Below are 22,940 nucleotides of genomic sequence, written 5' to 3' on the forward strand. Positions count from 1 at the left end.
CTCTGGTACAAAGCGACCTTCAGCTAACTGCTGTCGGTCGCTTTTTTTATCTCTGACTGACTCTCAGGGGAGTATTCTAATTATTTATACTGCTGATTTAACGTGCTTCTTTACTTTCTTAAGTGCCATCTGTTTTTTTAATGGTGACAGGTAGTCAATAAACAGCTTACCTTTAAGGTGGTCGATTTCGTGTTGCATCGCAATAGCCAGAAAATCGTCGCGCTCAATCTCGATGCTGTTGCCTTCACGATCCCAAGCCGACACTTTTACTTTTTCAAAGCGTTCGACGTCTGCGTAATAGCCGGGCACAGACAGGCAGCCTTCCTGACCTAAAACCGGATTTTCGCCACTGATGATTTTCGGATTAACCAAAATTAGCGGATCATTTCTTTCTGGAGAGATATCAATAACGATAATGGCTTCAGAGCGACCAACTTGTGGAGCCGCCAAGCCGATACCATTGTCAGTGTGATACATAGTATCAAGCATATCTTCAATTAGTGATTGCACTGTACTAATGTCTTTAACTTCAGTAGTTTGAACCTTAAGCTTTGGGTTTGGAATGGTAAGTATATCTAATACTGCCATGTCACCTTGCCTTATTGTAATGAATTTAAAATCAGGAATATTATCGGTAAAAGTACCTTAAATTTGCTACTGATACCAGTCGATAAAGTTCATTAATGGAAGGACAGGATAATTAGAATAAAGTGACTTTTATAAAAATATATTTTATTTGATTTTGTTCTCGTGTTTCCTAAATATAAAAACAAAGCCTCTGTTGAGGCTTTGTTTAATTGCCTGTCTTTTGTTTTTTGTCATCAATGCTTTTATTTTCTTGTTTTACATCTTCTTTATTTGGCTTTGTTGTTAATTGCTGGCTCTCGGCACTTTCAGGAAATAGTGGAATTGGAATATCAGAAATATCAGCTTCGAATAATTTATAACGTTCACGACCTTTTTCAAGATCGTCAGGGCTGGGAACAGGAGCATCTTCCAGCATTTTATCACGGGCTTCCCGAATATTAAGAAATTGGTCGGTGATTCTGAATAACTCTTCTTTATCATCATCAGTAATTTGAATCAGGTGAACGTCACGTAATGCATCAAGCTTACTGGATAAAATCTTCAGCATTTTATAGGCAGTCTTGCTTGATTCTGCGTGTTTAGCCGGTTCCATGATGGCAGCGATGGAAGCCAGAATTGCGACAATAAAAGCAATGAAGCCAGTAATAAAGCCATTCTGCGCTAGTAGGCTTCCTCCTGTTACCCCTCCTAGGATCCCAATGGTGATATTAAGGATTAGATTCACCCGGTGCCAGTGTCGATAGCGGGCATGATGGCTGTAAGCGGCCATCAGCATTCTTTCCTTAGTATCTGTTATCTCTTTTATCAGGTTCTCTTTTAAGCTCATTATCACACACTTAATGAAAAAGATTCGGATGAATAAAATATAGCCTAGTTCAGGAGTAGGAGGGAGTGAGGTTAAATATAAGAAACTTAACTCTCATAAATATTATATACATTTAGTTTACTGCAACCTGGTTGTTATTTTCCTTGGATAAATAACAAAGGAGTCAAATGCATGTTTGTGAAGTGGGTAGCTTTTATACTATTAAAGGGAAGTTATTTCTGAAAATTTCTTTAAATTGTTTTCGGATGTTATTCTCTATATTTTTTGGTTTCGGTCGCTGTTTAAAAAGTAAGATTCGAGATGTGGTTTTGTACGGATATTTAGGCAGGGATTGTCTGGAAAATCTTTAAATAATAACCAGGTGAAAATGTTAAATTTCAGAAATTTGAAAGTTGGATCAAAACTAACAATAGGTTTTGGCTCAGTGTTGCTGTTGACTGCTTTTGTTGCTCTAAATGGCTTGATGGGGTTTTCAACATTAAGTGAAGATGTCCGCATCGCTGACGATGTAAACCGTATGGTGAAGTTGATCAAGGAAGCCCGGATCAACGAAAAAAACTATGTTCTGCGTGATACTGCACAATCGGAAAGTGGTGTTGATGATGCGGTAAAAGGCATTTATGCCCTTGTGGCGAAGGCCAAAAAGGGGATCAGCAATCAGCAGGAACTATCAACTCTTGATCAGGTGATTGATGTTACACGTACTTATCACCAGGAATTCAAGCAATTCACCGAGCTTAAAAAGCAGGCGAATGCAGCGTCAGGTGAGATGCGCAAGCAAGCACGGGATGTTGATACTTTGCTGACAGAGATCCGTATCGATCAGAAAACGTCATTTGAAGCGCTACTTAATGCCAATGCAAACCCGAATGAAATTCGCTGGGCGGTTGAAATTGCTGATGCCGCTAACCGTATGATCAAGTGGATGCTTGAAGCTCGCCGCGCAGAGAAGAACTACATTGTGACTTTGGATAATAAGTTCGCTGAAGCGGTTAAGAAGCATATCCGCAATATGAATCAACTATTGGCTGATGTGAAAGCACAAAGCCACTCGGCTTCTGGTGAGCAGAGAGTTAACCAGGTTGTTTCAGCTATCAGTCAGTATGAGCAGGCATTCAGTAATTACTTGGTGACGCAGCAAAAAATGGAGCAGGCCAATGAAAATATGTTGGTTCAGGCCCGCAAGGCTGAAGATCTGCTTAATGAAGCGCGAAGCGTTCAGAAAAAACACTTGGCTGCTGATATAAGTAGGGTAGACACGCTCAATTCTGTATTGGCTATGCTGGCAATCATTGCTGGTGTTGCTGTTAGTGTTTTGATCTCGCGTCAGATTGCACTGCCACTACAGGAAGCTGTGGGGATAACTCAGCGTATCGCTAATGGCGATTTAACCGTTGATGTGAACAATGATCGCAAAGATGAAATTGGTGATCTTTTTGCGGCTATGCAGGCAATGGTACTTTCATTACGTGAAATTCTTGCTGGTCTGTCTGACAGCATTAACCAGATTGCGACAGCTTCTGAAGAGTTGTCGGCAGTAACCACCCAGACCAGTGTCGGGGTTAATGCCCAGCGCGGGGATATTGAGCAGGTTGCCACTGCGATGACAGAAATGAATGCGACGACGCAGGATGTGGCCACTCGTGCCGACATGACGTCGGATGCAGTAAAACAGGCTTACGAGGAAACGCAGAAGGGCAGCCGTTTGGTTGCAGATACAGTACAGGGAATGCGTACGCTGGCTGATAATGTTGAGCAGTCTGCTCAGGCTATCGATCAGGTTCGCGCCAATAGCGAAGAGATTGCCTCTGTACTGGATGTGATTAAGAGCATCGCTGATCAGACAAACTTGCTGGCACTGAACGCGGCAATTGAAGCAGCACGTGCCGGTGAGTTTGGTCGTGGCTTCGCGGTTGTTGCTGATGAAGTTCGTTCATTGGCACAAAAAACCCAGGATTCAACGGTTGAAATCGAAACTATGATTAATACCCTGAAATCCGGAACAGTAAGTGCCGTTGATGAAATGCAAAACAGCCAATCGCAGGTGCAGCAAATGGTGGATATGGCTGAGCAGGTGAATGTGTCATTGGACGTTATTACCAATGAGTCTAGCACCATCAATGACATGAATATGCAGATTGCGACCGCTTCCCGTGAGCAGAGCAGTGTGGCAGAAGATGTGAATGTTCGCGTGAATGCGATTCAGGAAGTGGCAGATCAAACGGCGGCCGCTTCTGAGCAGACATCTGCTTCAAGTGCAGAACTGGCGAAACTGGGTGAAAACCTGCAGGTGCTGATCCAGCGTTTTAAGGTTTAGTGTCAGTCTGAACTAATATACGTAATCAAAGGGACAGGTTCCGTAGTGGAGCCTGTCCCTTTTTAGTTTTCTGTTTTGAAAGCTCACTATAGTAAAGTGACGAGCTGTAACCTCACCCTAAGCTTCCTTTAGGCTGTACTTGTTTTCTTATTGGGCCATTTTGCGCCGAACATATTGACCAGCGCGCCGGCAACAATCAGGCCACCGCCGAGATAGGTCTCGAAGGCTGGGTATTCCTGAAACAACATAATACCGAGGATGACCGAGAAGATAATCTGGACATAGGAGTAGGCCGAAGCTTTGCTCGCATCCTGGGTTTGCATGGCTTTGGTTAGTCCCAATTGGCCGACCTGAGTGAATAAACCGACCAGGATCAGCAATCCGGTCAGGTAGAGGTCCGGCATCACGAAATTGTCGCCGATCAGCATCGCCGAGGTGGGTAAGGCCACCAATGGGAAGTAGAAGATAATCACAGAGCTGTCTTCGGTTTTGCTGAGCTTTTTGACGATAACATAAGCCACCGAGCTGGCCATGGCACCCAAGAGGGCAATCATTACGCTAAATAATGGTAACTCGTTTGAGTTACTCACGTTGATGCTAGGGTGAACGATGGTATACAGGCCCAGTAGACACAGCGCAATGCAGATGATGGACGAGAGCTGGATACGCTCTTTGAGAAACAGTACAGCGAGCAGAGCAGTGAAAACCGGATGGAAGTACTGCAAGATTGTGGCCTCTGCCAGTGGCAGGCTGGTAACGGCATAGTAGACACACATTAACGCGCTGGTTCCGATAATCCCTCGTAGAAACAGTAGTTTTTTGTTGTTTCCCCAGACTGACAGTCGCTTGCGTTTGACATCCAGATAACTGATGACGAGTGAGACAAAAGCACGCGCAGCGACGATTTCAAAAACGGGAATACCGTGGGTGCTGACCAGCTTAACGCAAGCGGTCATCAGGGCGAATCCCAGCGCCGAGAGCAGCATAAAACGCACGCCGACAGGGATATGTTGGTTGAGAGTTGAGGTCATGGGAGCTAAAAATATATCCGGCAACAAGAGAGAATAAGCGGCTGATTATCCTCTTGTGAGGGCAAGATTCAAGTTAATCCTTGCCCGAAAAACCATCGCTATCCGATTCCCAAAATCAGAACAGAAAATGGATAGCGATGAGCTTTAATTTTGGTGAAGGTTCTTAGCTGCGAAGTTATTCCTCCGCGTTAATTTGATTACGCATGATCGAAATTGATGTGGCGTGTTTAATTGTTTCTTCACCGATCTGGTGCAGGTCATTGGTGATTTCATTACTGGACTTCAGGAATGTCACGGTATCAATCGCACTTTGATTGATATTACCCATCGCGCCTTGTATCAGCTCAACTTTCTGCGAAGTGGAATCCATTTGTTCAGAGAGTTTTATAATCACGCCTGAAATCTGCTTGATGCGCTTGATCAGGCCTGACACATTTTCATTGGAGTTATGCAGTGAATCCTGAGTGTTTTTCGCCAGACCGCGTACCTCATCCGCAACAACGGAAAATCCTCGGCCGAACTCACCGGCGCGTGCAGCCTCAATGCTGGCATTCAGCGCTAACAGGTTAGTTTGATCAGCGATCTTGTTGATGATCGACAGTATCTCACTGATGCTGGCAACATCGTCATTCACGGCGCTGACATCATCAGTCAGAGAATTGGCTTCACTGGCCAGTGTATGAATGAGGTTGGTGAACTGACCCAGATCTTTGTTTAGTTCAATGGAGTTTGAGCTGATAGACTCAATCGCCGTCAATGCGTCATTAGTTAACGATGTCGAGCTTTTTGCTACATCCATCGTCTTCATGTTTTCCTTAATAATATCGTCCTGAATATTAATAAGCAGACGCTGTGCCATAGAGCGTAACTCTTTATTGTACAGAGAGTATTTACTGTAATCTAAGGCAAACGAACCATGAGACAGCTGCTGTGTTTTTTCCCTTCTGTAGAAGAGAATCGCACTGAGGGTTTCGTTGATATTGATACCGTGCAGTTCGCCGAAAGTCGAAAATCCGGCTGCCGGAAAGTTGTTAAAACAGGTTAGGTTGGAAAGAGAATGACTGTTTTGCAAACGGCGCAAAATACAATCGAAGAAGACCCCGCCTACAGGCTCACCATGACGGCGACGTAGAGATGTATAGTCTTTTTCGGTTTGCTCGACAAAGTCGGTTCGCTTCATCAGGTGTAATTCGGTACCCAATGGCGTGTTACAGAAAAAGCTGATTTCCTGGTTCTTCAAATCAATGTCTGATATTGAACGAATGAAATAATCACCACCTATTTTCGTTGCAAACGTATAGTCAGATAAAACGTCTGGCAGTTTATCCTGAGAACAGCGGAAATACTGGCTTAAAGCTGACGTCGGTGTTGTCAGCTCCTTATTTTTAGGGTTGATGAATGATTTTACTTTTCTTGTGGCAGAACAGGAGTCAGCAATAAACCAGGAGTCACTGACCGGCATAAAATTCTGGGTTTTAAACAGCTGATAATCAAATTCAGGCTGCAGTTCGACGAAAATAAAGATGGCGTGTTCATTGCGTATCGCCTTGCCGTCATGGAACGGTGCCGATTTGAAATCCAGCTTACCTGCTGACGAACCGCCAACGAACGGAATCGGGAACAATGCTGACTCATAAATGGCTTCCATCAGCCAGTCTTCACTGTTTGTTAAACCGTTCACCAGGGTGAAAGCAAACATGTTTTCAGCGTTTAAGTTTTTGTTGATGTGGATTCGTTTCAGCTGTCGAGTCAGATGCTCAACTCGCTGTGAGTCTGTTAGCTTAATTTTTCCTTGTTTAATATCGCTGCAAGGCAGTTCAATTAAATGGGGTTGAGAAAAAGCAATCAGCTGTTGGGAGAAAAGTTGAAGGACGATTGTGTCTGATTGTGAGCTAGAGTAAAAAGGCGATTGTGATGAAGAAAGCTCGCCGGCTGTGGATGTCAGAATAACGTTCCCTTGTATTTGCCGTGAAACGCTTCTGTTAACCTCATTCAGGTTAATATGGGTTGGCACATACCCTAAGACTAAAACAGTGTTAAAAGAGGGAAGCTGTTCTTTGAACGCGGTCAGCTTAGGTTCGATTTCGTTTAATTTACACTCAATAACTTTGATGACTTCTGAACTGTTATTGATATCCCTTTCAGCAATTTTGCTTTTTCTGAATTTTCTAAAGAACATAACCCGAATTCACATATAACTGTATCAGCAATCGCTGAGGTGGAGAGAGAAAGCGATCTCCTGGAAATCTTGTATTACCAATTTATTGATAATGTAAATAGTATACCACGAAATGCATAAGTATCCAGTATCGTATTGTTTGTGCGCATATACGATTGTCAGGGAGAAATAGCATGATGGTAAAATACGCATTCCAGCAGCATTTGGAGCTGCTGTCCTTGCTGTCGTCGACTAATGTTAATGGGGTAAGTTGTAGTTCAGAGAAAGTGTTATAGCTTAGGTATATAGCTGGCTTTTTATTACACCCAAGCAGGATGAATTGCTTATTGAGTTATCTGTGCTAATAAATAACATCATATGCGCAAATGGATTTGCAAATGTGATCTGACAAACTAACGACTAGTCACGATGGAGGGGCGGTAATGGAGATGGATTGGGCTAGCGGAATCTTGAGTATCGACTCTTTCTTTTCAGTGACTTTGGGGATTATCGTCCTGTTTGTCGGACGAAGGCTGAACCACATGTTTACGCCTTTACGGGAGTTCAGTATCCCTGAACCTGTTACCGGCGGGATTCTGTTTTCAGTTTTGATTGCTCTGGTCTTTATCATCTCCGGAGTAGAAATTGAGTTCAACCTCAAGGCTCGGGATGTGTTGTTGGTGTATTTCTTCACAACGATTGGCATAAACGCCAGCTTCAAGGATTTGCTCAAGGGTGGTGTCCCACTCATTATTCTGCTTGCCATTACCATCGGCTATATGATTATCCAGAACCTGACAGGTATCAGTGTTGCTGCGCTATTCGGACTGGATACGCCGGTGGGGATGCTGGGCGGGAGTGTCTCCCTGATTGGCGGTCACGGAACGGCTATTGCCTGGGCTCCACGGATATCAGAAGATTATGGTATCCAAAATGCCATGGAGATTGGGATTGCTTGCGCCACCTTTGGTTTGATTCTGGCGAGTCTGATGGGCGGGCCAATTGCCAAGTTCCTCATCAATCGCTATGACCTTAAACCTGATCATAAAGAAGAGCTGGATGTCGGGGTTTCAGAAGAAGCCGAAGAGGGGAAAATCACCGGCTTTGATTTTCTGGACGCTATTTTGGCTATCCATATCTGCATGATTTTGGGCTTCATTATTAATGAGTCTATTGAAGATATTGTACAATTGCCTTTGTTTGTTACCTGCTTGTTCGCTGGGATTTTGATCACCAACTTGATGCCTGAATCATACCCACGGGTTTCCGGTACAAAGTGGCCTTCACGTAAACCTGCAGTAGCATTAATCGCAGATATTTCATTGGGTACATTTCTGGCAATGTCGTTGATGAGCATGCAGCTCTGGACACTGGTGGATCTGGCAGGGCCGATTTTTGCTATTTTAGGCGCACAGTTTGTAGTTGCTGTTTTGGTAAACCTTCTTATTGTTTTTCCGGCGATGGGACGAGGGTATGATGCGGCTGTGATCTGTTCCGGTTTTGGTGGCATTTCCCTTGGCTCAACACCGACCGCAATGGCTAATATGTCTGCGGTCTCCCAGCGTTACGGCAACTCGCATCTGGCATTCATTATTGTGCCGCTGGTGTGCGCTTTCTTTATCGACTTAGTGAATGCGCTGGTGATTCCTTATTTCTTGGCAAACTTTTAGTTTGAATATATTAATACTTAATTGTATTTCATGATTCATCGTAATTGTGTCTTATATTTAAAGTAGGAAATTCTCCTAGCTATGCTAGGAAATTCTCCAATTTTATCAATACATTATTTTACCTACCATTAATGGTCTAGCAAGAGACTATTTAAAAAACTGTATCTGTTATAGAGCGTAGCTAATTATTGGGTGCGCTTATGATCCAGTTAGGTACTGATCCCATGGTACTAAATATTATGCGGTCAGTATTTTATATAAAGGTAAAATAATGACCACTTCTATATCTTCATACTTTTTTCCTATGCGCAATGTTATTCAAGACTATGCGTGGGGGAGCATCACATCGATTGAGTCTCTGTTTGGTATCGCCAACCCGAAGTGCAAACCTCAGGCTGAAATCTGGATGGGGGCGCACCCTAACGGTTGTTCTCAAATCGACGTAGCAGGAAATGAAAGTCGTCTGGCTGACTTCATTGATAGTGATAAGACGGCAATTTTGGGTGAAGATACTGAAAAGCAGTTTGGTGAATTGCCTTATCTGTTTAAAGTTCTGGCTGCTGAAAAAGCGTTATCAATTCAGGTTCACCCAAGTAAGGGACAGGCTGAAGTCGGTTTTGCTAAAGAGGAAGAAACCGGAATCCCTCTGAGTGCCGGTCATCGTAACTACAAAGATCCTAACCATAAACCTGAGCTGGTTTATGCGTTGACGCCTTATCAGGCAATGAACGGTTTCCGTGAATTTGCTGACATCGTCAGCCTGTTCAGTGCTTTGGAAATTGCTGAACTGAAATATTTTGTATCTGCTCTGGAAGCCGATCAGAATGAATCGGGTCTGCGCTGTTTCTTTGAAGCTATGTTGTCACTACAGGGTGAAGTAAAAGACGCTGCTCTTAACGGCTTGCTGACTTATGCTGAACACCATAAAGCAAATGAACTGTTCGCACTGATCCTTGAACTATCAGAGCAGTACCCGGGTGACATCGGTTTATTTTCGCCGCTGATGCTGAATGTGCTGATGCTTCAACCGGGTGAAGCAATGTTCCTCGATACTTGTACACCTCATGCTTATATCAAAGGTACAGGTCTGGAGATCATGGCAAACTCAGACAACGTCCTTCGTGCCGGTTTAACACCAAAGCATATGGATGTTGCTGAGCTGGTGGCGAATACTCGGTTTGTTCCAATGCCGGTAGATACTTTGCTTCTTGCGCCTGAACAATCTGAGGGCGGTCTGCATTACCCGATCCCGGTGCCGGACTTTAAGTTCAGCGTATATAACAAGGTTCAGGAGACTGAGCTGAAGCCGGCAAGTGCAGAAATTTTGCTGGCGGTTGATGCACCATTGACTGTGGCTCATGCTAACGGTGAAACTCTGACGTTGGAAAAAGGCGAATCAGTGTTTATCCCTGCTGATGCTGGCAGTTATAAAGCAAGCACAGCCGGTCGTTTTGCTCGCGCCTATAACTAAGTTGCGTTTGACTAAATAAAGCTTTAAAGCGCTGTTTGTTGATATAGCAGAGAAAATAAAAGCCAGCCAGACGTTGTAATCTGGCTGGCTTTGTTTATATGTAATAGTGTTACTCGGTTTTAAAGAAGGATAAATCCTTTTGAACTCTTTCAGTTAATTTCGCTATTTCGCTATTTGCATTACTTGTTTCGTGTGCATTGTTAAGGTTCTGGTGAACATTATTGTTAATGCCTTCCATTCTTTGCGAAATATCCTGAGTGACAGATGACTGCTTTTCAGATGCAGTGGCAACCATGGCGTTAATTCTTGAAATAGACTCTACGTGATGAGATATCTCTTTAAACGCCGTATTCAGTTCTGATGAAATCGTTTGAGCTTCCCCGACCAGAGTCGAACTATTCACCATGAACGAATCTGCTTTTTCAGATTGCTCCTGAAGTTTGGTGATCAGTTCATGAATATCTACAGTCGAACTTTGTGTTTTGGCGGCCAGTGCTCGAACTTCATCAGCAACAACAGCGAAACCGCGGCCATGTGTACCGGCCCGGGCAGCTTCAATCGCCGCGTTCAATGCCAACAGGTTCGTTTGATCAGAAATCGAATTAATTACATCGACAACTGAGCTGATTTGAGTCGAGTATTCTTTCAATTCATTTACAACAGTTGCTGACTCTTGCATCGACTGGTTGACCTGGTTCGAAATGGTTTCAGAGCGCTTTAATACCACGTCACTGTTATTGATAACTTGTAGTGTTGCACTTGTGGCAGTCTCTGCATCGACAGCATTTTGTGCCAATTCGGATGCTGTTGCAGATAGCTCTGTAGCGGCTGCTACAATCTGCTCAATATCAGCAACTTCTTTATCTGTATTATCCGTATTTTGTTGGATGATTAGATTAATTTGATCCTGATTTCGGTAAAGATCATCCATGGCATTGTTTGCAGAGGTGACAATATTCAGGATGTTATTCTGCATTTCACCGAGCGATTTGGAAATCAAACCACTGTTATTGAATTGTACGGATGTGATGTTGCCTTCAGCAAACATCTGAATATTACCGGCCAGGGCTTCCGGCTCTTCCCCGAGGTTATTGTTTACTTCACGGCGAACAACAATAAATACGATTGCAGAAAGCAAAGCGCCAACAAAGACGAGTAGTGATATCAATCCGGTAAACAGACTCTTCTGCATGGCTATTGCATCGTTTTGTAACGTAAAGGCATACAAGTCAAAATGCTTATTAATAGCCTGCTTGGAAACACTGAAAGCATCTCCTTTGGGATTTGTATAAAGATAAGGTGTTTGATTTACATGCTTGAATTCTGGTCTTAGTTCAAAAATATTTTTCTCAACCCAATCATGCGTAGTCGCGTCTGTTAGCAGAACCTGTCCACGTTTATCTGTAATTGCGTACTCCTGGTTCAGCTCCGGCATAATTTTGCTGAGGTTAATATCTATAGACAAGGTGCCGGCAAGTTGACCATTCTCGTAGAGAGGGGCTGCCAGCACAGAAATTAAGTCACCTGAAATATTGACTCGTGGATCTGACATATAGAAAGATTGATGATTTTCCACAATAGAGAAATACCATTTCTTATTCATCCGTTTGGGATCATAAACATCTTTGTCGACATAACCGCCTTCCTGTCCGCTGAAAACCTGTCCGGTCAGATCCGTTACGTACAGGTCTTTGATTGCCGAATTGATGGCAATGGTCTTCTTAAATCTCTTCAGCATGTCTGAAGAACTGATTCCCCATTGCTTAACTGGTAGCATGGAAGCGAGTTGTGTGGTCAGACGTTGCATTTCAGCAAGCTTAGAATCGAATGTTTCCGTAACAATTTTAACTGTTTCATTATTCGCTTTCTGGATGTTTTTGTTTTTCCAGCTATCAAGGAAATTAAAGGAAATCACACTTGAGATAATGAGTAGCACAGCCAACGTAACGGCAAAGAAGATATTAATTTTCTTTATCATAATTATATTTTATTTGGATATTTTGCTAGAGTATAAGTGGTTGAATGGCTATTCACATAATTTATTCAATATGTTCAATTGATTCACGAGTTTTCTGGTTTTGATTTCAACAGACCGTGTGATTTTTGTTCGCAGTTATCTTCAATTGCTCCAAATACAACTCTGCTATTCTTCTTGTAATACTCCCATATAAAGGGGCTTGTTCTGACTTATCGCATTCTTGCTGATCTTGTTGTTGTGGTACACCTGCTGTTTATTATTTTTGCCTTGCTGGGCGGTTTGCTGGTGATGTGGCGGCGTTTGTTTGTTTTTGTCCATATTCCGGCTGCGGTATGGGTGTCATTGATCAGCTTCAAGGGCTGGATCTGCCCGTTAACTCCGCTGGAAAATCAGCTAAGAAGAGCTGCCGGTGAACAAGGGTATTCCGACGGATTTGTTGAGCACTACATTATTCCAGCGATCTATCCAGAGCAATTGAGTTTTAATGTACAGATTGTGTTAGGTATTGTTGCTGTTGCGATTAATCTCGGTATATATGCGTTCGTTTATTATACGTTTATGGTGAAGCCTAAGCTTTAAGCCATAGGGAGAAGGTGGCAGTGATGAAAATTTTTTTGATTGCTCTGGTGGCTATTTATGTGGTTTTTTCGCTGACCTTCTGTTCTTTGCAGCGAAAGTTCCTTTATTTCCCGCAACCGGCACGGCAGTCATATGAGGCGGATAGTATCAGTTTTTTGGTGAATGGCATGAAGCTTAAAGGCTGGGTGCTTAATGCGGGCTTGCCGAAGGGGCTGATTTACTACGGTGGTAATGCCGAAAACATTGAAGACAATATTCCTTTTTTTGAGCAGGTCCTGCCGCAATATAGTATCTATCTTATTCCTTACCGTGGTTATGGCGATAATGCCGGAGAGCCTACAGAGCAGGCGTTGTATAGTGATGCTAAAGAGATATTTAAGCACATAAGCAAGCAACATGAATCAGTCTCTCTGATGGGGCGTAGTTTGGGATCCGGCGTTGCAATATATGTAGCGGCGAACCTGAAGGTAGATAAGCTGATTTTGGTGACGCCGTTCGACAGTATTGAAAATGTCGCAAAAGATCATTATTGGATGTTTCCGGTATCCTTGCTGATAAAAGACAAATATCTCTCGTCGGAACGAGTAAAAGATATAACCGCTGCGACTTATATTTTTATTGCTGAAGACGATAGGGTGATCCCCAGAGCCAGAAGCGAGAAGTTGGTAGAGCGTTTTGGTGAGCAACTGGAGGCGGTATTTGTGATTAAGGGAGCGGGGCATAATACCATCTCGACGTACCCCGCCTATGTGGAAGGTTTAAAACAGGCGTTAGACTGAAGTCTATGAATTTATGAACTGTGTATTCGGTTGTTACGCTGTCACTGTGTCTTCTTTTTCCACTTCTTCAATCAGTAAGGAATGAAGTAGCTGTTCACACTGCTTCTGACTTAAATAACCGGGAACCGGATATGTACCGTGAGCCTCTTCCAAAGCCCGTTTAGCTATCAGCGGAATATCTTCGGCTTTTAGTTCCTTAAAACCTTCAGGGATATTTAGTTGTTTATTGAGATTGCTCACCGCCTCAATAAATGCGTTGCCGCCTTTCTGGCTAATGATATCAGCCAGCTTATCTAATCTTTGTCTGCAATATGGTTGCAGGAGGCGAAGTACGCTTGGCAACAGTACAGCATTAGCTTGTCCGTGGGGTATGTGATACATCCCGCCAAGTTGGTGGGCAATAGCATGGACATAGCCGACAAATGCCCGGGTAAAAGCACAGCCAGCCTCGTAAGATGCCCACGCCATTTCTTCTCTGGCCTTGAGGTCTTGACCGTTTTCATAAGCTATTGGCAGGTTGGTGAAAATCTTTTGTATTGCCTCTGTGGCGTAGTTATCACTCAGTGTTGTGTGGTAAGTGCCGATGTAAGCTTCGATGGCATGGGTAAGGGCATCCATTCCGGTTGCAGCTGTCATCGCTGCTGGCAGGCTTGTCATTAGCCTGGGGTCAAGAATAGCAAAATCCGGCAGGAGTACAGGATCGATGATGGCAAACTTCTGTTGTGCTGAAGGATCGGTAATAACCGCGGCGACAGTCGCTTCAGAGCCTGTTCCGGCAGTTGTCGGAATAGCCATGAATGGCGGCAGCTTTCTTCTGATTTTCAGTTTACCGGCCATAGTTCGCACCGGTCTGTCTTTGACCACTTTGGCACCGATGACTTTGGCGCAGTCAATTGGCGATCCTCCACCGATGGCGATAATTGAGTCACACTCAAATTGTTTATAGAAGTCTGCACCATTTGCCACAGTGGCAATAGTCGGATCCGGCATGACCTGATTGAAAATTGCATAATCAATATCATGCGCTTTCAGTGATTCGCATAGTTGCGGCATGATAGCCATTGAGCTGGATCGCCCTGTTACGATCATGGCTTTTTTCGCACCGACCGATGACATTAACTCTCCGGCTTTTGTCAGGCTGTCTGCGCCTGATTCCAGTTGAGTAAACGGGATATTGACCAGTTTGTTGAGCTGTTTGTTGATGCCTATGATTGTTTTGTATAGCAACATATTAAAATCCTTTTAAACAGATGTTTGATTATATGAGTTGAAGTGGCTCATGTATTAGACATGCTTCATATTTTAATGAGATCGCACCGACGTTTCTTGCATTGTCTTTTTTGCTCAACAGTGCACAGTAATTTCCGAACTACACTCAATGCATTGACGGATATGACAAGGGGAAGCCACAGTGGATATCGGTGTCATCAAGGAGATAAAAAACAGAGAAAACCGGGTCGCGCTGACGCCTCAGGGAGCCAAACAACTGGTCGGTGCCGGGCATGTTGTGAAAGTGCAGTCGGGTGCCGGAGTGGGTTCCGGTTTTACTGATGAAGCATACCTGGAGGCCGGTTGTCAGATTGTCAATGTTGCACTGGCCTGGAACAGCGAGTTGGTGGTTAAAATCAAAGAGCCGCTAGAGAGTGAATATCCTTACCTGAAATCACAGGTACTGTTTACCTATCTGCACTTGGCTGGTGTTGCCCCATCTCTGACAGAAGCTCTTTTAAAGGCAGGTACCACGGCGATCGGTTACGAAACCGTTGAGGATGAGAACGGCAGGCTGCCATTGCTTGCTCCCATGAGTGCAGTTGCCGGCAATATGGCCGTCACAATCGGCAGTTATTACCTGGCGAAGTTTGCCGATGGGAAAGGGGTGCAGTTGGGGACAGTTTTAGGTCAGCGTTATGGTAAGGTTGTCGTTTTGGGTGACGGTGTGGTTGGTCGTCACGCGGCAAAAGTTGCTGACGGAATCGGTAGTGAAGTGGTGATTTTTACCCGTCATAAAGAGCGTTTTAGTGCTTTGCAGCAGGGCCGTTCGGAAAATCACAGGGTGGCTTTATCATCACCGGAGGCTATTGCCTGCGAATTACCTGATACAGATCTGCTGGTTGGCAGTGTATTGCATCCGGGGGGCAGGGCACCGCATCTGGTGACAAAAGAGATGGTGGCTTCAATGCAGCCGGGGAGTGTGATTGTTGACGTCAGTATCGATCAGGGAGGCTGTATTGAAACTTCAAAACCAACCTCGCATTCTGAGCCTGTCTATAAAACGCATGGAGTGACACATTACTGTGTGACAAATATGCCCGGCGCTTATCCGCGAACAGCAACTATCGCCCTGACCAACGCGACGTTAGGTTATATAATTCGCTTAGCATCAGAGGGCCTTACCGCTCTCAGGACTGATAAAGGATTTGCTAAGGGAGTAAATACTCACTGCGGACATATTACCTATCGTCCGGTAGCTGAAGGATTGCAAATGTTGTCCCGATATAAGGCATTCAATGAGTTCACTGAGTAACTGTATTGGTCGAGGAATTGCTGTCGGTATTGTTCAAAAATGATCATCAAACCGACAGCATAAAAGGCTCTTAGCAGACTAAATTGTCAGTGATTCTACTGTTATTCAGCCGGTTTAAAATGCGTACCCATGAATGCCTTGATCAGGTGAATGAAATCGGCCTCAGCAAGTTTGGCGCATTTTAGTGTTTGTTCGTGAGACAGCTTAACATCGCTCAGTCCTTCCGCCATGTTGGTGATCGCGCAGATTGCCAGTACCGGTAAGCTGCAATGCGCGGCAGAGATCACTTCCGGAACAACAGACATACCAACAACATCGCCGCCCATGATTTGCATCATACGGATTTCGGCAGCGGTTTCGAAATTCGGTCCGGTATAGGAAACAAAGACGCCCGGGTTGACGTTAATACCTTCCGTTTCGGCGACGCTAAATGCTTCTTTGCGTAGCTCTTTATCATAAGCATTAGCCAGGCTGAAGAAGCGAGGTCCATATTCGTTATCGTTTGCGCCTGTCATCGGTGACTCCGGCATGGTGTTGATGTGGTCATGGAAGATCACCAGAGAGCCAACATCAATTTTATCAGGACGGAGGGAGCCAGCCGCATTGGTTACCAGCAGGAATTCACAGCCCAGTTTTTTAAACGTGCGAACCGGTGTAGTCATTACTTTCATTGTCTGGTGTTCGTAGTAGTGTCCGCGACCTTTCATGCAAACTACATCCACACCGTTCATGGTGCCAAGTACCAGCTCGCCTGAGTGACCTTCAACCGTGCTTACCGGGAAGCCATCCAGCTCTTCATAAGGGATGACTGTTTTGCCTTTTAGCTCGTCGGCCAGCACCCCTAGGCCGGAACCTAAAATGAAAGCCGCTTTTGGTTGGAAACCGGGTTTACGAGCCTGAATGGTGGTAAGGGCGTTTTTAACTGGATCGTTATGCATGTCTGTTACCTTTTGATACTTCTTTGGGTCAGGCCTTCACTTTAGCTTCACTATTGTTCGCGAAAAATCGCTAAAAAAAGCATGTTTGTCAGCAAAAAAAGAACGGTTGTTTGGTGAGAATGTGAGCACTCTGGTTGAATTTGGCAAATAACAACAAAGGCTGTTATTCAGGTCACATTGTCTATAACAAGAATATGCAAAATAGCGGTAAACCTAACCATAGTGCAGGACTGCAAAAATGGTGAAGAATGAGATAACAGAAAGCTTTGTGTCGAAAGGGCGTATTTCACTGAAAATGCTGCGCTATTTTTATGAAGTCGCTCAGCATGAGCATTTTGGCCAGGCAGCCGAACGCTTAAACATTACTAAGTCACCGCTCAGTGCGAAGATCAAAGAACTTGAAGCATTGCTCGGTTACGAGTTGTTTATTCGTGATTCGCGCAATGTGGAGCTGACCAAAGTCGGCATGCAGCTGAAAAAAGAGTGCGTACGGATTTTCGATACCATCGACAGCGCATTAAACAATGCGATTAAGGTCGGACGGGAGCAAAACAAGGTTATCAATATCGGGCTTGTGAGCTCCGTCTTTTACGCCGGTTTTGGTTCGGTGTTGAAACGGTTTAAAAACCAATATCCCGACTATCATTTTAATTTTGTGGAACTTTCTCCGCGGCAACAGAAAAAGCGTTTACTCGATAAGAGTATCGACGTCGGCCTGTCTCGCTATGCTGATTCTTTCAATATCCATCCGCTTTGTTCTGAAACCGTGTTTCGGGAAAACTTATGTGTTGTCGTATCAGATGATCACCCGTTGAGCGGACGACAGGCCATATCTGTTACTGAGTTGGATAATGAGGAATTTGTTTTTCTCGATACGCGTAATTCTGCCTCGGCAGAAATGTTCATCCATGCCTGCCAGGAAAAAGGCTGTCACCCACAGATTGTGCAGGAGGTGATTGAACCCGGCACGATAATGGCGGTAGTGGCTACCAGCGAGTTGATCTCTGTTGTGCCAGAGAGTTTCAGCAGCAATAAATGGGATAACGTGAAGTTTATTCATTTGAAAGAGCCACTTCCTGCTGATTTATGTGCGCTTTATGACCGAAGAAATAACTCGCCGATTGTGGCGCATTTTATAGAGATGATCCGCAGCCAGTATTCTTCGCTTTAAGGAAAATACAGATTACTTAACAGGAATGATGTGAATCAATTCGTGAAGGATTTTGGAGCATCAATATGATTTTGATTACAGGAGCAAGTAGCGGCCTTGGCGCTGCACTAGCGAAGTTATATAACGCGGACGGGAAGACGTTGCTGCGCTGCTGGATGGCCTTGAGCTGGTGCCGGATACGGTTATCCATTGTGCAGGTAGCGGGTATTTCGGTCCGATTGAGGAGCAGGATCCTCAGGCTATCAATGATTTAATTCAGAATAATGTCAGTTCGACTATCTATTTGCTGCGTGAGCTGGTCGCTCGTTATCGTAATCATAAAGTTAATGTTGTGATTGTGATGTCTACTGTTGCTCAGGTTGCCAAGGCGGGTGAATCAACTTATTGCGCCGCGAAGTGGGCGGTTAAAGGACTGGTGGAGTCTGTGCGGCTGGAGCCGAAGGGCAGTCCGATGAAGCCGCCATGATGCTCAAACAGGCCCTGATAGCAACTGAGCATGGCTTCGCCTCTGATATTACGATTAACCGGAATTAGCACTTTCCCCGACTGAGTTTATTTCTGAAAGCTTGCGCACCAGCAACTTCTTCCTGTGGATAAAACGGGTATGGAGGTTGTTGTGCAGGCTTTTTTATTTTTCCATTAGGCGTATCATGCGCGCGGTTAGTATTTAAGTAAGAAGCAGTTCAACGGAGCAGCAAATGAATATCGAGCTTGTTTGGAAAGAGTATCAGGCGGCAATCAGGGCTTTTTTACACTCACGGGTATCTGATGCCGATGATGTTGATGATTTGCTCCAGGATATTCTGATAAAAACCTACCAAAACCTGCATGCGATTAAAGAGCAGGCCAGTATTAAGTCTTGGCTTTTCCAGGTTTCAAGTAATGCCATTATTGATTTTTACCGGGATAAAGCAAAAACACGGGGACTAAGTTCTGATGACCTTTGGTATGAACAGAAAGATTCTGATATCAAAGAAGCTCTGTCTCCGTGCCTGCTTCCTTTTATTCAGGCGTTGCCAGCAGATATGTCTGAATTGATCTCCGCAATTGATGTGCATGGCCAGTCTCAAAAAGAGTATGCGGAAAAGCAGGGGATCAGCTACTCCACTTTGAAATCCCGGGTGCAGAAAGGTCGGATGTTATTGCGTAAATCCTTTGAAGATTGCTGCCTTCTCTCTATTGATCAGCACGGCAACGTCATAGATTGTGATTTAAAATCAAAGCATTGCAATAAATGCTAAAAAAATTTGATTTTTCTTCGTCTTTTTCAATCTATCTTCGTCTTATAAGTACTTTTGAAGACAATGAGAGAAAAAGATGATCAAAGTAATTAGTTTTAAAATCTGTCCGTTTGTTCAACGTGTTACAGCCTTACTGGAAGCGAAGAACATTGCCTATGATATTGAGTACATCAGCCTGAAAGATAAGCCGCAATGGTTTCTCGATTTGTCTCCTAATGGTCAGGTGCCTGTTCTGGTCACCGAAAATGGTACTGCGTTATTTGAGTCAGAAGCCATCGTTGAGTATATCAATGAGGCTTATGGATCGCTTGAGAGTGACGTGTCGCCAGAACAACGAGCAATCGATCGTGCATGGAGTTATCAGGGGGCGAAGCAGTATCTTGTTCAGTGTGGTGCAATGAGAAGCCCGGATTGTGAAACCCTTGCAGAAAGATCGGTTAACCTTAGCAAAGCCTTTGCAAAGGCAGAAAAAGTATTAGGTGATGGCCCTTACTTTAAAGGTGAATCACTGAGCAATGTTGATATTGCCTGGCTGCCTTTACTTCATCGCGCTGATATTATTGAGAAGCATACCAAGTATGACTTTCTGTCCGATTTTCCGAAAGTGAAGGCATGGCAGCAGGCGTTAATGGCAACAGGATTGGCAGAGCGTTCTGTATCTGTTGATTTTGAAGGTGTGTTTACCGGTTTCTATCTGTCTGAGGCGACTTATCTCGGCAACGGTGGTGAAAGTTGTAGTAGCCAGTCTGCTTCACGTTGCAGCAGTAGCTGTTGTTGATGCGATAAGGAAAAGAGCGGATTTTGACTTAATAGCTTCAGTTTGCTCAATACTTGAACGGTTGGTTCTGTGCTAATAAATTCACGCTTTACAAGTTTAATTTAAGGCCGTATCATCCGCCGCACTTACGGAGAGATGGCTGAGTGGTTGAAAGCACCGGTCTTGAAAACCGGCATACGTTTGTAGCGTATCTAGGGTTCAAATCCCTATCTCTCCGCCACATTAAAGAAAACCGCTGAACTATCAGCGGTTTTTTAGTTTCTGCACTTTGAAAATGTCGCTCCATGATAAAAAGGTGGGACATATGTACTTGCTTAAAGAAACTAGTGATATTTATTTTTTCGCATCGCGATGCCTAGGGTTCGAATCCTTCCGAAAATTCCCTCTCATTTAGATTGAAATTACATGAAGTCGTGACTTTGATGCGATCACAGTATCTTGCCGAGGATACAGCGGTGTCAGTGGACATACCTAATGTGTGTCATGATATTTACAGCCATCAGGTCGGTCGTGTTCACTCAGGGTGCTCAAAGAGATTCCTTTTTACATTTCCATCACTTGCGCAACTGTCTAAAGAAGAATATGTAACACTATTATTTTTTTACCAAGAATCTATATTTAAGGCGTTTTACCATAACGTGGGGTATATTTTTGGCTTTGATGCAGTATCAATGATTGCAGCCTCATCATTGAAGCTGACGTTTAAAGTTCGGAAACCGTTATCCAACCGGTGGCCACTCGGCAAGAATGTGGATGTACATTATTGTTTTTACATCACATCTGTTTTTACGTTTGGGCTCTTGTCGTCATTTTCTTTCCGATATCATCCTACAGGTTGTTCGCCATTACGTTTCTTATAAACTCAGCTATCGTGAAATTGATGTTCCGCTTGCGCTTTTTCAATAAGGCAATAGGCCATAATGTTTGACTAAAAATCAAGTCCCTTTAATGATTACTAGTATAGTTAAAAAATAAAATTAACTTAGAGGAGCAAATAAAGATAGAAGTGTTATTAATTAATGGAATGTTAATTGTGAATAAAAATAAGATAACCTCTACTTATATATTTGAGAACAAGTTCTCGTTTATGTAATAAAGAACGAGTAACACGAAGTATTCCTCCTCTTTATGGTGTAAATACTAACCATTATCATGTAGAGTCTTTTCTCCGATATCTCTGGGTATATGAAGGACTTATACATGGACATTGCTGTTGTCGGAGTTTCTTGCCGTTTTCCGTCAGATATTCATTCTGCGATTGATTTATGGGACTCTCTGAGTCGTCTCTATTCCTGTGTTTCACCCTTGTGTGAGCGTCGTGGGGAGGTATTCAAGCAGGCAAAAGGATCGGCTGCAATGTTAAAGGTACCATTTGATTATGTCGTTCTTTGACGACTATCACACGATGATCGGAGATGGTGGTACCCGCTTTCAGGCGGCGAGTTTCAGCGGCTTTCTATTGCCCGTGCCTTGTTGAAGCACGCCGATATTCATCATTCTTGATGAAGCGACAGCGTCTCTTGATGTGGAAAACGAATATGCCATTCAACAGGCGATCGATGAAATATTCAAAGGCTGTATTGTATTGATTATTGCTCACCGGCTATCAAATGTGGCCAAGCCATAAAACAAATTAACTCATAGTTAAGGGTAGATATATGCGTAATAAATTTGGTTTTATATATTTCTTCCTATTAATGGTTGGGGCTGGGCAGTCTATTGTCTTCGCCATTTTTCCGGCCTTGGCTCGTGAATTGATGATGACAGAATTGCAAACCGGGCTGGTGATCAGTGCGGCCGCTTTTGTTTCGTTTATTTCCTCACCTTTCTGGGGACGTCGCGTCGATAGGGCCGGCAGTAAACAATCATTAATGCTTGGGGTGGCAGGATACGCCATTTTTAATATGGCGTTTGCTTATGTGTTATGGGCTGCGATTGATTCTGAAATATCGGTGATAACGATCTTTTTATTGTTGGTATTAACACGTTGCCTGTTTGCATTTTTTACCGCCGCGATAATGCCTGCAGCACAAACCTATTTGATCTCCAACACCAGCGCCGAAGAACGGCCAGCGAAGATGGCGATGATAGGAATGATGTTCGGGCTAGGTATGATTATTGGCCCCGCAGCGGGGAGTGCAATGGTATCGGCAGGGATACTTGTTCCTATTGTATTTAGTGCGCTCATCATGCTGCTACCGCTCCCGTTTGCGGTTCGCCAGATTAAAGGGACACCGCCTCAGCAAAGTCAGTCCGGCCCGATAGAGAAACTGCACTTTACCGACGTTAAGATACGGTCATATTTCATCTTGATGGTGACTGTATACGCGATTTTTTCTGCAATACAGCAAACCATCGCCTTCTCGCTCCAGGACTTGCTCTCATTTGATGCCGTAACTACAGCGCAGTGGGTAGGTATAGCCTTTATGATTTGCGCGATCACATCAGTTTTGTGCCAAGGTGTGGTTATTCAAAAATGGACGTTCAGTGGCAGTCATCTAATCACGATAGGTTTGTCATCGATATTGGTGGCTTTGGCTATCTTCTTCCTGGCTAAGGGCCTGGTTGGTGTAATGGTTGCCTTTGCCGTGCTGGGCGTCGGTTTTGGTTTCGCCTATCCGGGCATTATCAGCAAAGCATCACTGTCGTTTTCAGCCCAGCTTCAGGGGCAGGTGACGGCAGCTCTTCAGGCCGCCATGTCATTGGGGTTCATTGCCGGACCGCTTATCGGAGCAGGTCTTTATGCCGAGATTGGAACTTGGGTCTACAGCGTGTTGTTATTGCTCCTTGTTATCGCCTCAATGTACGTGTGGTTTAGCCGGGAAAACGTCGTTGAAGAGCTTGCCTAGGCTATGCACTGAACTTAAGGACTCGTGAATGAATAGAATGAT

General features: G+C 44.1%; 18 protein-coding genes, 1 tRNA gene and 1 pseudogene. 13 read left to right on the plus strand and 7 right to left on the minus strand.

Annotation, left to right across the window (positions count from 1 at the left end):
• Window positions 1-84: 84 nt before the first annotated feature.
• Both def and Q0852_RS12550 read right to left on the minus strand, forming a co-directional pair.
• A complete protein-coding gene (gene def, locus Q0852_RS12545) occupies window positions 85-588 on the minus strand; it encodes a peptide deformylase (RefSeq protein WP_299018398.1) in 504 nt (167 codons plus the stop codon).
• 205 nt (window positions 589-793) lie between these two features.
• Window positions 794-1,414, minus strand: a complete 621-nt coding sequence (locus Q0852_RS12550; protein WP_299018400.1) for an SLATT domain-containing protein — start codon at window positions 1,412-1,414, stop codon at window positions 794-796.
• 424 nt (window positions 1,415-1,838) lie between these two features.
• Between Q0852_RS12550 and Q0852_RS12555 the strand changes: the two genes are divergently transcribed.
• Complete coding sequence (locus Q0852_RS12555) at window positions 1,839-3,731, plus strand: methyl-accepting chemotaxis protein (RefSeq protein ID WP_299018401.1); 1,893 nt, start codon at window positions 1,839-1,841, stop codon at window positions 3,729-3,731.
• A gap of 128 nt (window positions 3,732-3,859) precedes the next feature.
• On the opposite strand, the gene Q0852_RS12560 is transcribed toward Q0852_RS12555, so the two are convergent.
• The gene (locus tag Q0852_RS12560; protein WP_299018403.1) at window positions 3,860-4,762 is read right to left on the minus strand and encodes a DMT family transporter; all 903 of its coding nucleotides are present in this window, start codon (window positions 4,760-4,762) and stop codon (window positions 3,860-3,862) included.
• 175 nt (window positions 4,763-4,937) lie between these two features.
• The gene (locus tag Q0852_RS12565; RefSeq protein ID WP_299018405.1) at window positions 4,938-6,941 is read right to left on the minus strand and encodes a methyl-accepting chemotaxis protein; all 2,004 of its coding nucleotides are present in this window, start codon (window positions 6,939-6,941) and stop codon (window positions 4,938-4,940) included.
• Between the two features lie 428 nt (window positions 6,942-7,369).
• Here Q0852_RS12565 and gltS point away from each other — a divergent pair, with 428 nt between their 5' ends.
• Window positions 7,370-8,590 carry a sodium/glutamate symporter gene (gltS, locus tag Q0852_RS12570; protein WP_299018497.1) on the plus strand — a complete coding sequence of 407 codons (1,221 nt, stop codon included), beginning with the start codon at window positions 7,370-7,372 and terminating at the stop codon, window positions 8,588-8,590.
• Between the two features lie 271 nt (window positions 8,591-8,861).
• Complete coding sequence (gene manA / locus Q0852_RS12575) at window positions 8,862-10,061, plus strand: mannose-6-phosphate isomerase, class I (RefSeq protein WP_299018407.1); 1,200 nt, start codon at window positions 8,862-8,864, stop codon at window positions 10,059-10,061.
• A gap of 109 nt (window positions 10,062-10,170) precedes the next feature.
• Here manA and Q0852_RS12580 read toward each other — a convergent pair whose 3' ends face one another.
• Complete coding sequence (locus Q0852_RS12580; RefSeq protein ID WP_299018409.1) at window positions 10,171-12,039, minus strand: methyl-accepting chemotaxis protein; 1,869 nt, start codon at window positions 12,037-12,039, stop codon at window positions 10,171-10,173.
• 216 nt (window positions 12,040-12,255) lie between these two features.
• Here Q0852_RS12580 and Q0852_RS12585 point away from each other — a divergent pair, with 216 nt between their 5' ends.
• Together Q0852_RS12585 and Q0852_RS12590 are read left to right on the plus strand one after the other, a co-directional pair.
• Complete coding sequence (locus Q0852_RS12585; RefSeq protein ID WP_299018499.1) at window positions 12,256-12,618, plus strand: DUF2784 domain-containing protein; 363 nt, start codon at window positions 12,256-12,258, stop codon at window positions 12,616-12,618.
• Window positions 12,619-12,641: 23 nt separating this feature from the next.
• Window positions 12,642-13,397, plus strand: coding sequence for an alpha/beta hydrolase (locus Q0852_RS12590; protein ID WP_299018411.1), 756 nt, complete (start codon window positions 12,642-12,644; stop codon window positions 13,395-13,397).
• Between the two features lie 33 nt (window positions 13,398-13,430).
• Here the strand turns inward: Q0852_RS12590 and Q0852_RS12595 are convergent, their stop codons facing one another.
• Entirely contained in the window at window positions 13,431-14,627 is a 1,197-nt protein-coding gene (locus tag Q0852_RS12595) for an iron-containing alcohol dehydrogenase (RefSeq protein WP_299018413.1), read from the minus strand.
• Between the two features lie 181 nt (window positions 14,628-14,808).
• Between Q0852_RS12595 and ald the strand changes: the two genes are divergently transcribed.
• Window positions 14,809-15,921, plus strand: coding sequence for an alanine dehydrogenase (ald, locus tag Q0852_RS12600; protein WP_299018415.1), 1,113 nt, complete (start codon window positions 14,809-14,811; stop codon window positions 15,919-15,921).
• 101 nt (window positions 15,922-16,022) lie between these two features.
• Here the strand turns inward: ald and xapA are convergent, their stop codons facing one another.
• Window positions 16,023-16,859: a xanthosine phosphorylase gene (gene xapA, locus Q0852_RS12605; RefSeq protein ID WP_299018417.1), complete on the minus strand. Its 837-nt coding sequence runs from the start codon at window positions 16,857-16,859 to the stop codon at window positions 16,023-16,025.
• Window positions 16,860-17,097: 238 nt separating this feature from the next.
• Between xapA and Q0852_RS12610 the strand changes: the two genes are divergently transcribed.
• The 7 genes and pseudogenes from Q0852_RS12610 to Q0852_RS12640 all read left to right on the plus strand — a co-directional run bounded on the left by Q0852_RS12610 (window position 17,098) and on the right by Q0852_RS12640 (window position 22,898).
• Window positions 17,098-18,030, plus strand: coding sequence for a LysR substrate-binding domain-containing protein (locus Q0852_RS12610; RefSeq protein WP_299018419.1), 933 nt, complete (start codon window positions 17,098-17,100; stop codon window positions 18,028-18,030).
• A 65-nt stretch (window positions 18,031-18,095) separates the two neighbouring features.
• Window positions 18,096-18,564, plus strand: a pseudogene (locus Q0852_RS12615) (SDR family NAD(P)-dependent oxidoreductase).
• Window positions 18,565-18,728: 164 nt separating this feature from the next.
• Window positions 18,729-19,271 (plus strand): RNA polymerase sigma factor SigZ, encoded by a 543-nt coding sequence (sigZ, locus tag Q0852_RS12620; RefSeq protein ID WP_299018421.1) that lies wholly within the window; start codon window positions 18,729-18,731, stop codon window positions 19,269-19,271.
• A 76-nt stretch (window positions 19,272-19,347) separates the two neighbouring features.
• Complete coding sequence (locus tag Q0852_RS12625) at window positions 19,348-20,049, plus strand: glutathione S-transferase family protein (RefSeq protein WP_299018423.1); 702 nt, start codon at window positions 19,348-19,350, stop codon at window positions 20,047-20,049.
• Window positions 20,050-20,178: 129 nt separating this feature from the next.
• A tRNA-Ser gene (locus tag Q0852_RS12630) sits at window positions 20,179-20,269 on the plus strand.
• 980 nt (window positions 20,270-21,249) lie between these two features.
• Window positions 21,250-21,441 (plus strand): beta-ketoacyl synthase N-terminal-like domain-containing protein, encoded by a 192-nt coding sequence (locus Q0852_RS12635; RefSeq protein WP_299018425.1) that lies wholly within the window; start codon window positions 21,250-21,252, stop codon window positions 21,439-21,441.
• 266 nt (window positions 21,442-21,707) lie between these two features.
• Complete coding sequence (locus Q0852_RS12640; protein WP_299018426.1) at window positions 21,708-22,898, plus strand: MFS transporter; 1,191 nt, start codon at window positions 21,708-21,710, stop codon at window positions 22,896-22,898.
• Window positions 22,899-22,940: the final 42 nt, after the last annotated feature.

The sequence above is a fragment of the uncultured Photobacterium sp. genome, assembly GCF_947502415.1.
Lineage (GTDB): Bacteria > Pseudomonadota > Gammaproteobacteria > Enterobacterales > Vibrionaceae > Photobacterium.

Excerpts from the sequence above, each read along its gene's own strand:
- def (WP_299018398.1), bottom strand. The coding sequence starts at position 588 with ATGGCAGTATTAGATATACTTACCATTCCAAACCCAAAGCTTAAGGTT.
- Q0852_RS12550 (WP_299018400.1), bottom strand. The coding sequence starts at position 1,414 with ATGAGCTTAAAAGAGAACCTGATAAAAGAGATAACAGATACTAAGGAA.
- Q0852_RS12560 (WP_299018403.1), bottom strand. The coding sequence starts at position 4,762 with ATGACCTCAACTCTCAACCAACATATCCCTGTCGGCGTGCGTTTTATG.
- Q0852_RS12565 (WP_299018405.1), bottom strand. The coding sequence starts at position 6,941 with ATGTTCTTTAGAAAATTCAGAAAAAGCAAAATTGCTGAAAGGGATATC.
- gltS (WP_299018497.1), top strand. The coding sequence starts at position 7,370 with ATGGATTGGGCTAGCGGAATCTTGAGTATCGACTCTTTCTTTTCAGTG.
- manA (WP_299018407.1), top strand. The coding sequence starts at position 8,862 with ATGACCACTTCTATATCTTCATACTTTTTTCCTATGCGCAATGTTATT.
- Q0852_RS12580 (WP_299018409.1), bottom strand. The coding sequence starts at position 12,039 with ATGATAAAGAAAATTAATATCTTCTTTGCCGTTACGTTGGCTGTGCTA.
- Q0852_RS12590 (WP_299018411.1), top strand. The coding sequence starts at position 12,642 with ATGAAAATTTTTTTGATTGCTCTGGTGGCTATTTATGTGGTTTTTTCG.
- Q0852_RS12595 (WP_299018413.1), bottom strand. The coding sequence starts at position 14,627 with ATGTTGCTATACAAAACAATCATAGGCATCAACAAACAGCTCAACAAA.
- xapA (WP_299018417.1), bottom strand. The coding sequence starts at position 16,859 with ATGCATAACGATCCAGTTAAAAACGCCCTTACCACCATTCAGGCTCGT.
- Q0852_RS12610 (WP_299018419.1), top strand. The coding sequence starts at position 17,098 with ATGGTGAAGAATGAGATAACAGAAAGCTTTGTGTCGAAAGGGCGTATT.
- sigZ (WP_299018421.1), top strand. The coding sequence starts at position 18,729 with ATGAATATCGAGCTTGTTTGGAAAGAGTATCAGGCGGCAATCAGGGCT.
- Q0852_RS12625 (WP_299018423.1), top strand. The coding sequence starts at position 19,348 with ATGATCAAAGTAATTAGTTTTAAAATCTGTCCGTTTGTTCAACGTGTT.
- Q0852_RS12635 (WP_299018425.1), top strand. The coding sequence starts at position 21,250 with ATGGACATTGCTGTTGTCGGAGTTTCTTGCCGTTTTCCGTCAGATATT.
- Q0852_RS12640 (WP_299018426.1), top strand. The coding sequence starts at position 21,708 with ATGCGTAATAAATTTGGTTTTATATATTTCTTCCTATTAATGGTTGGG.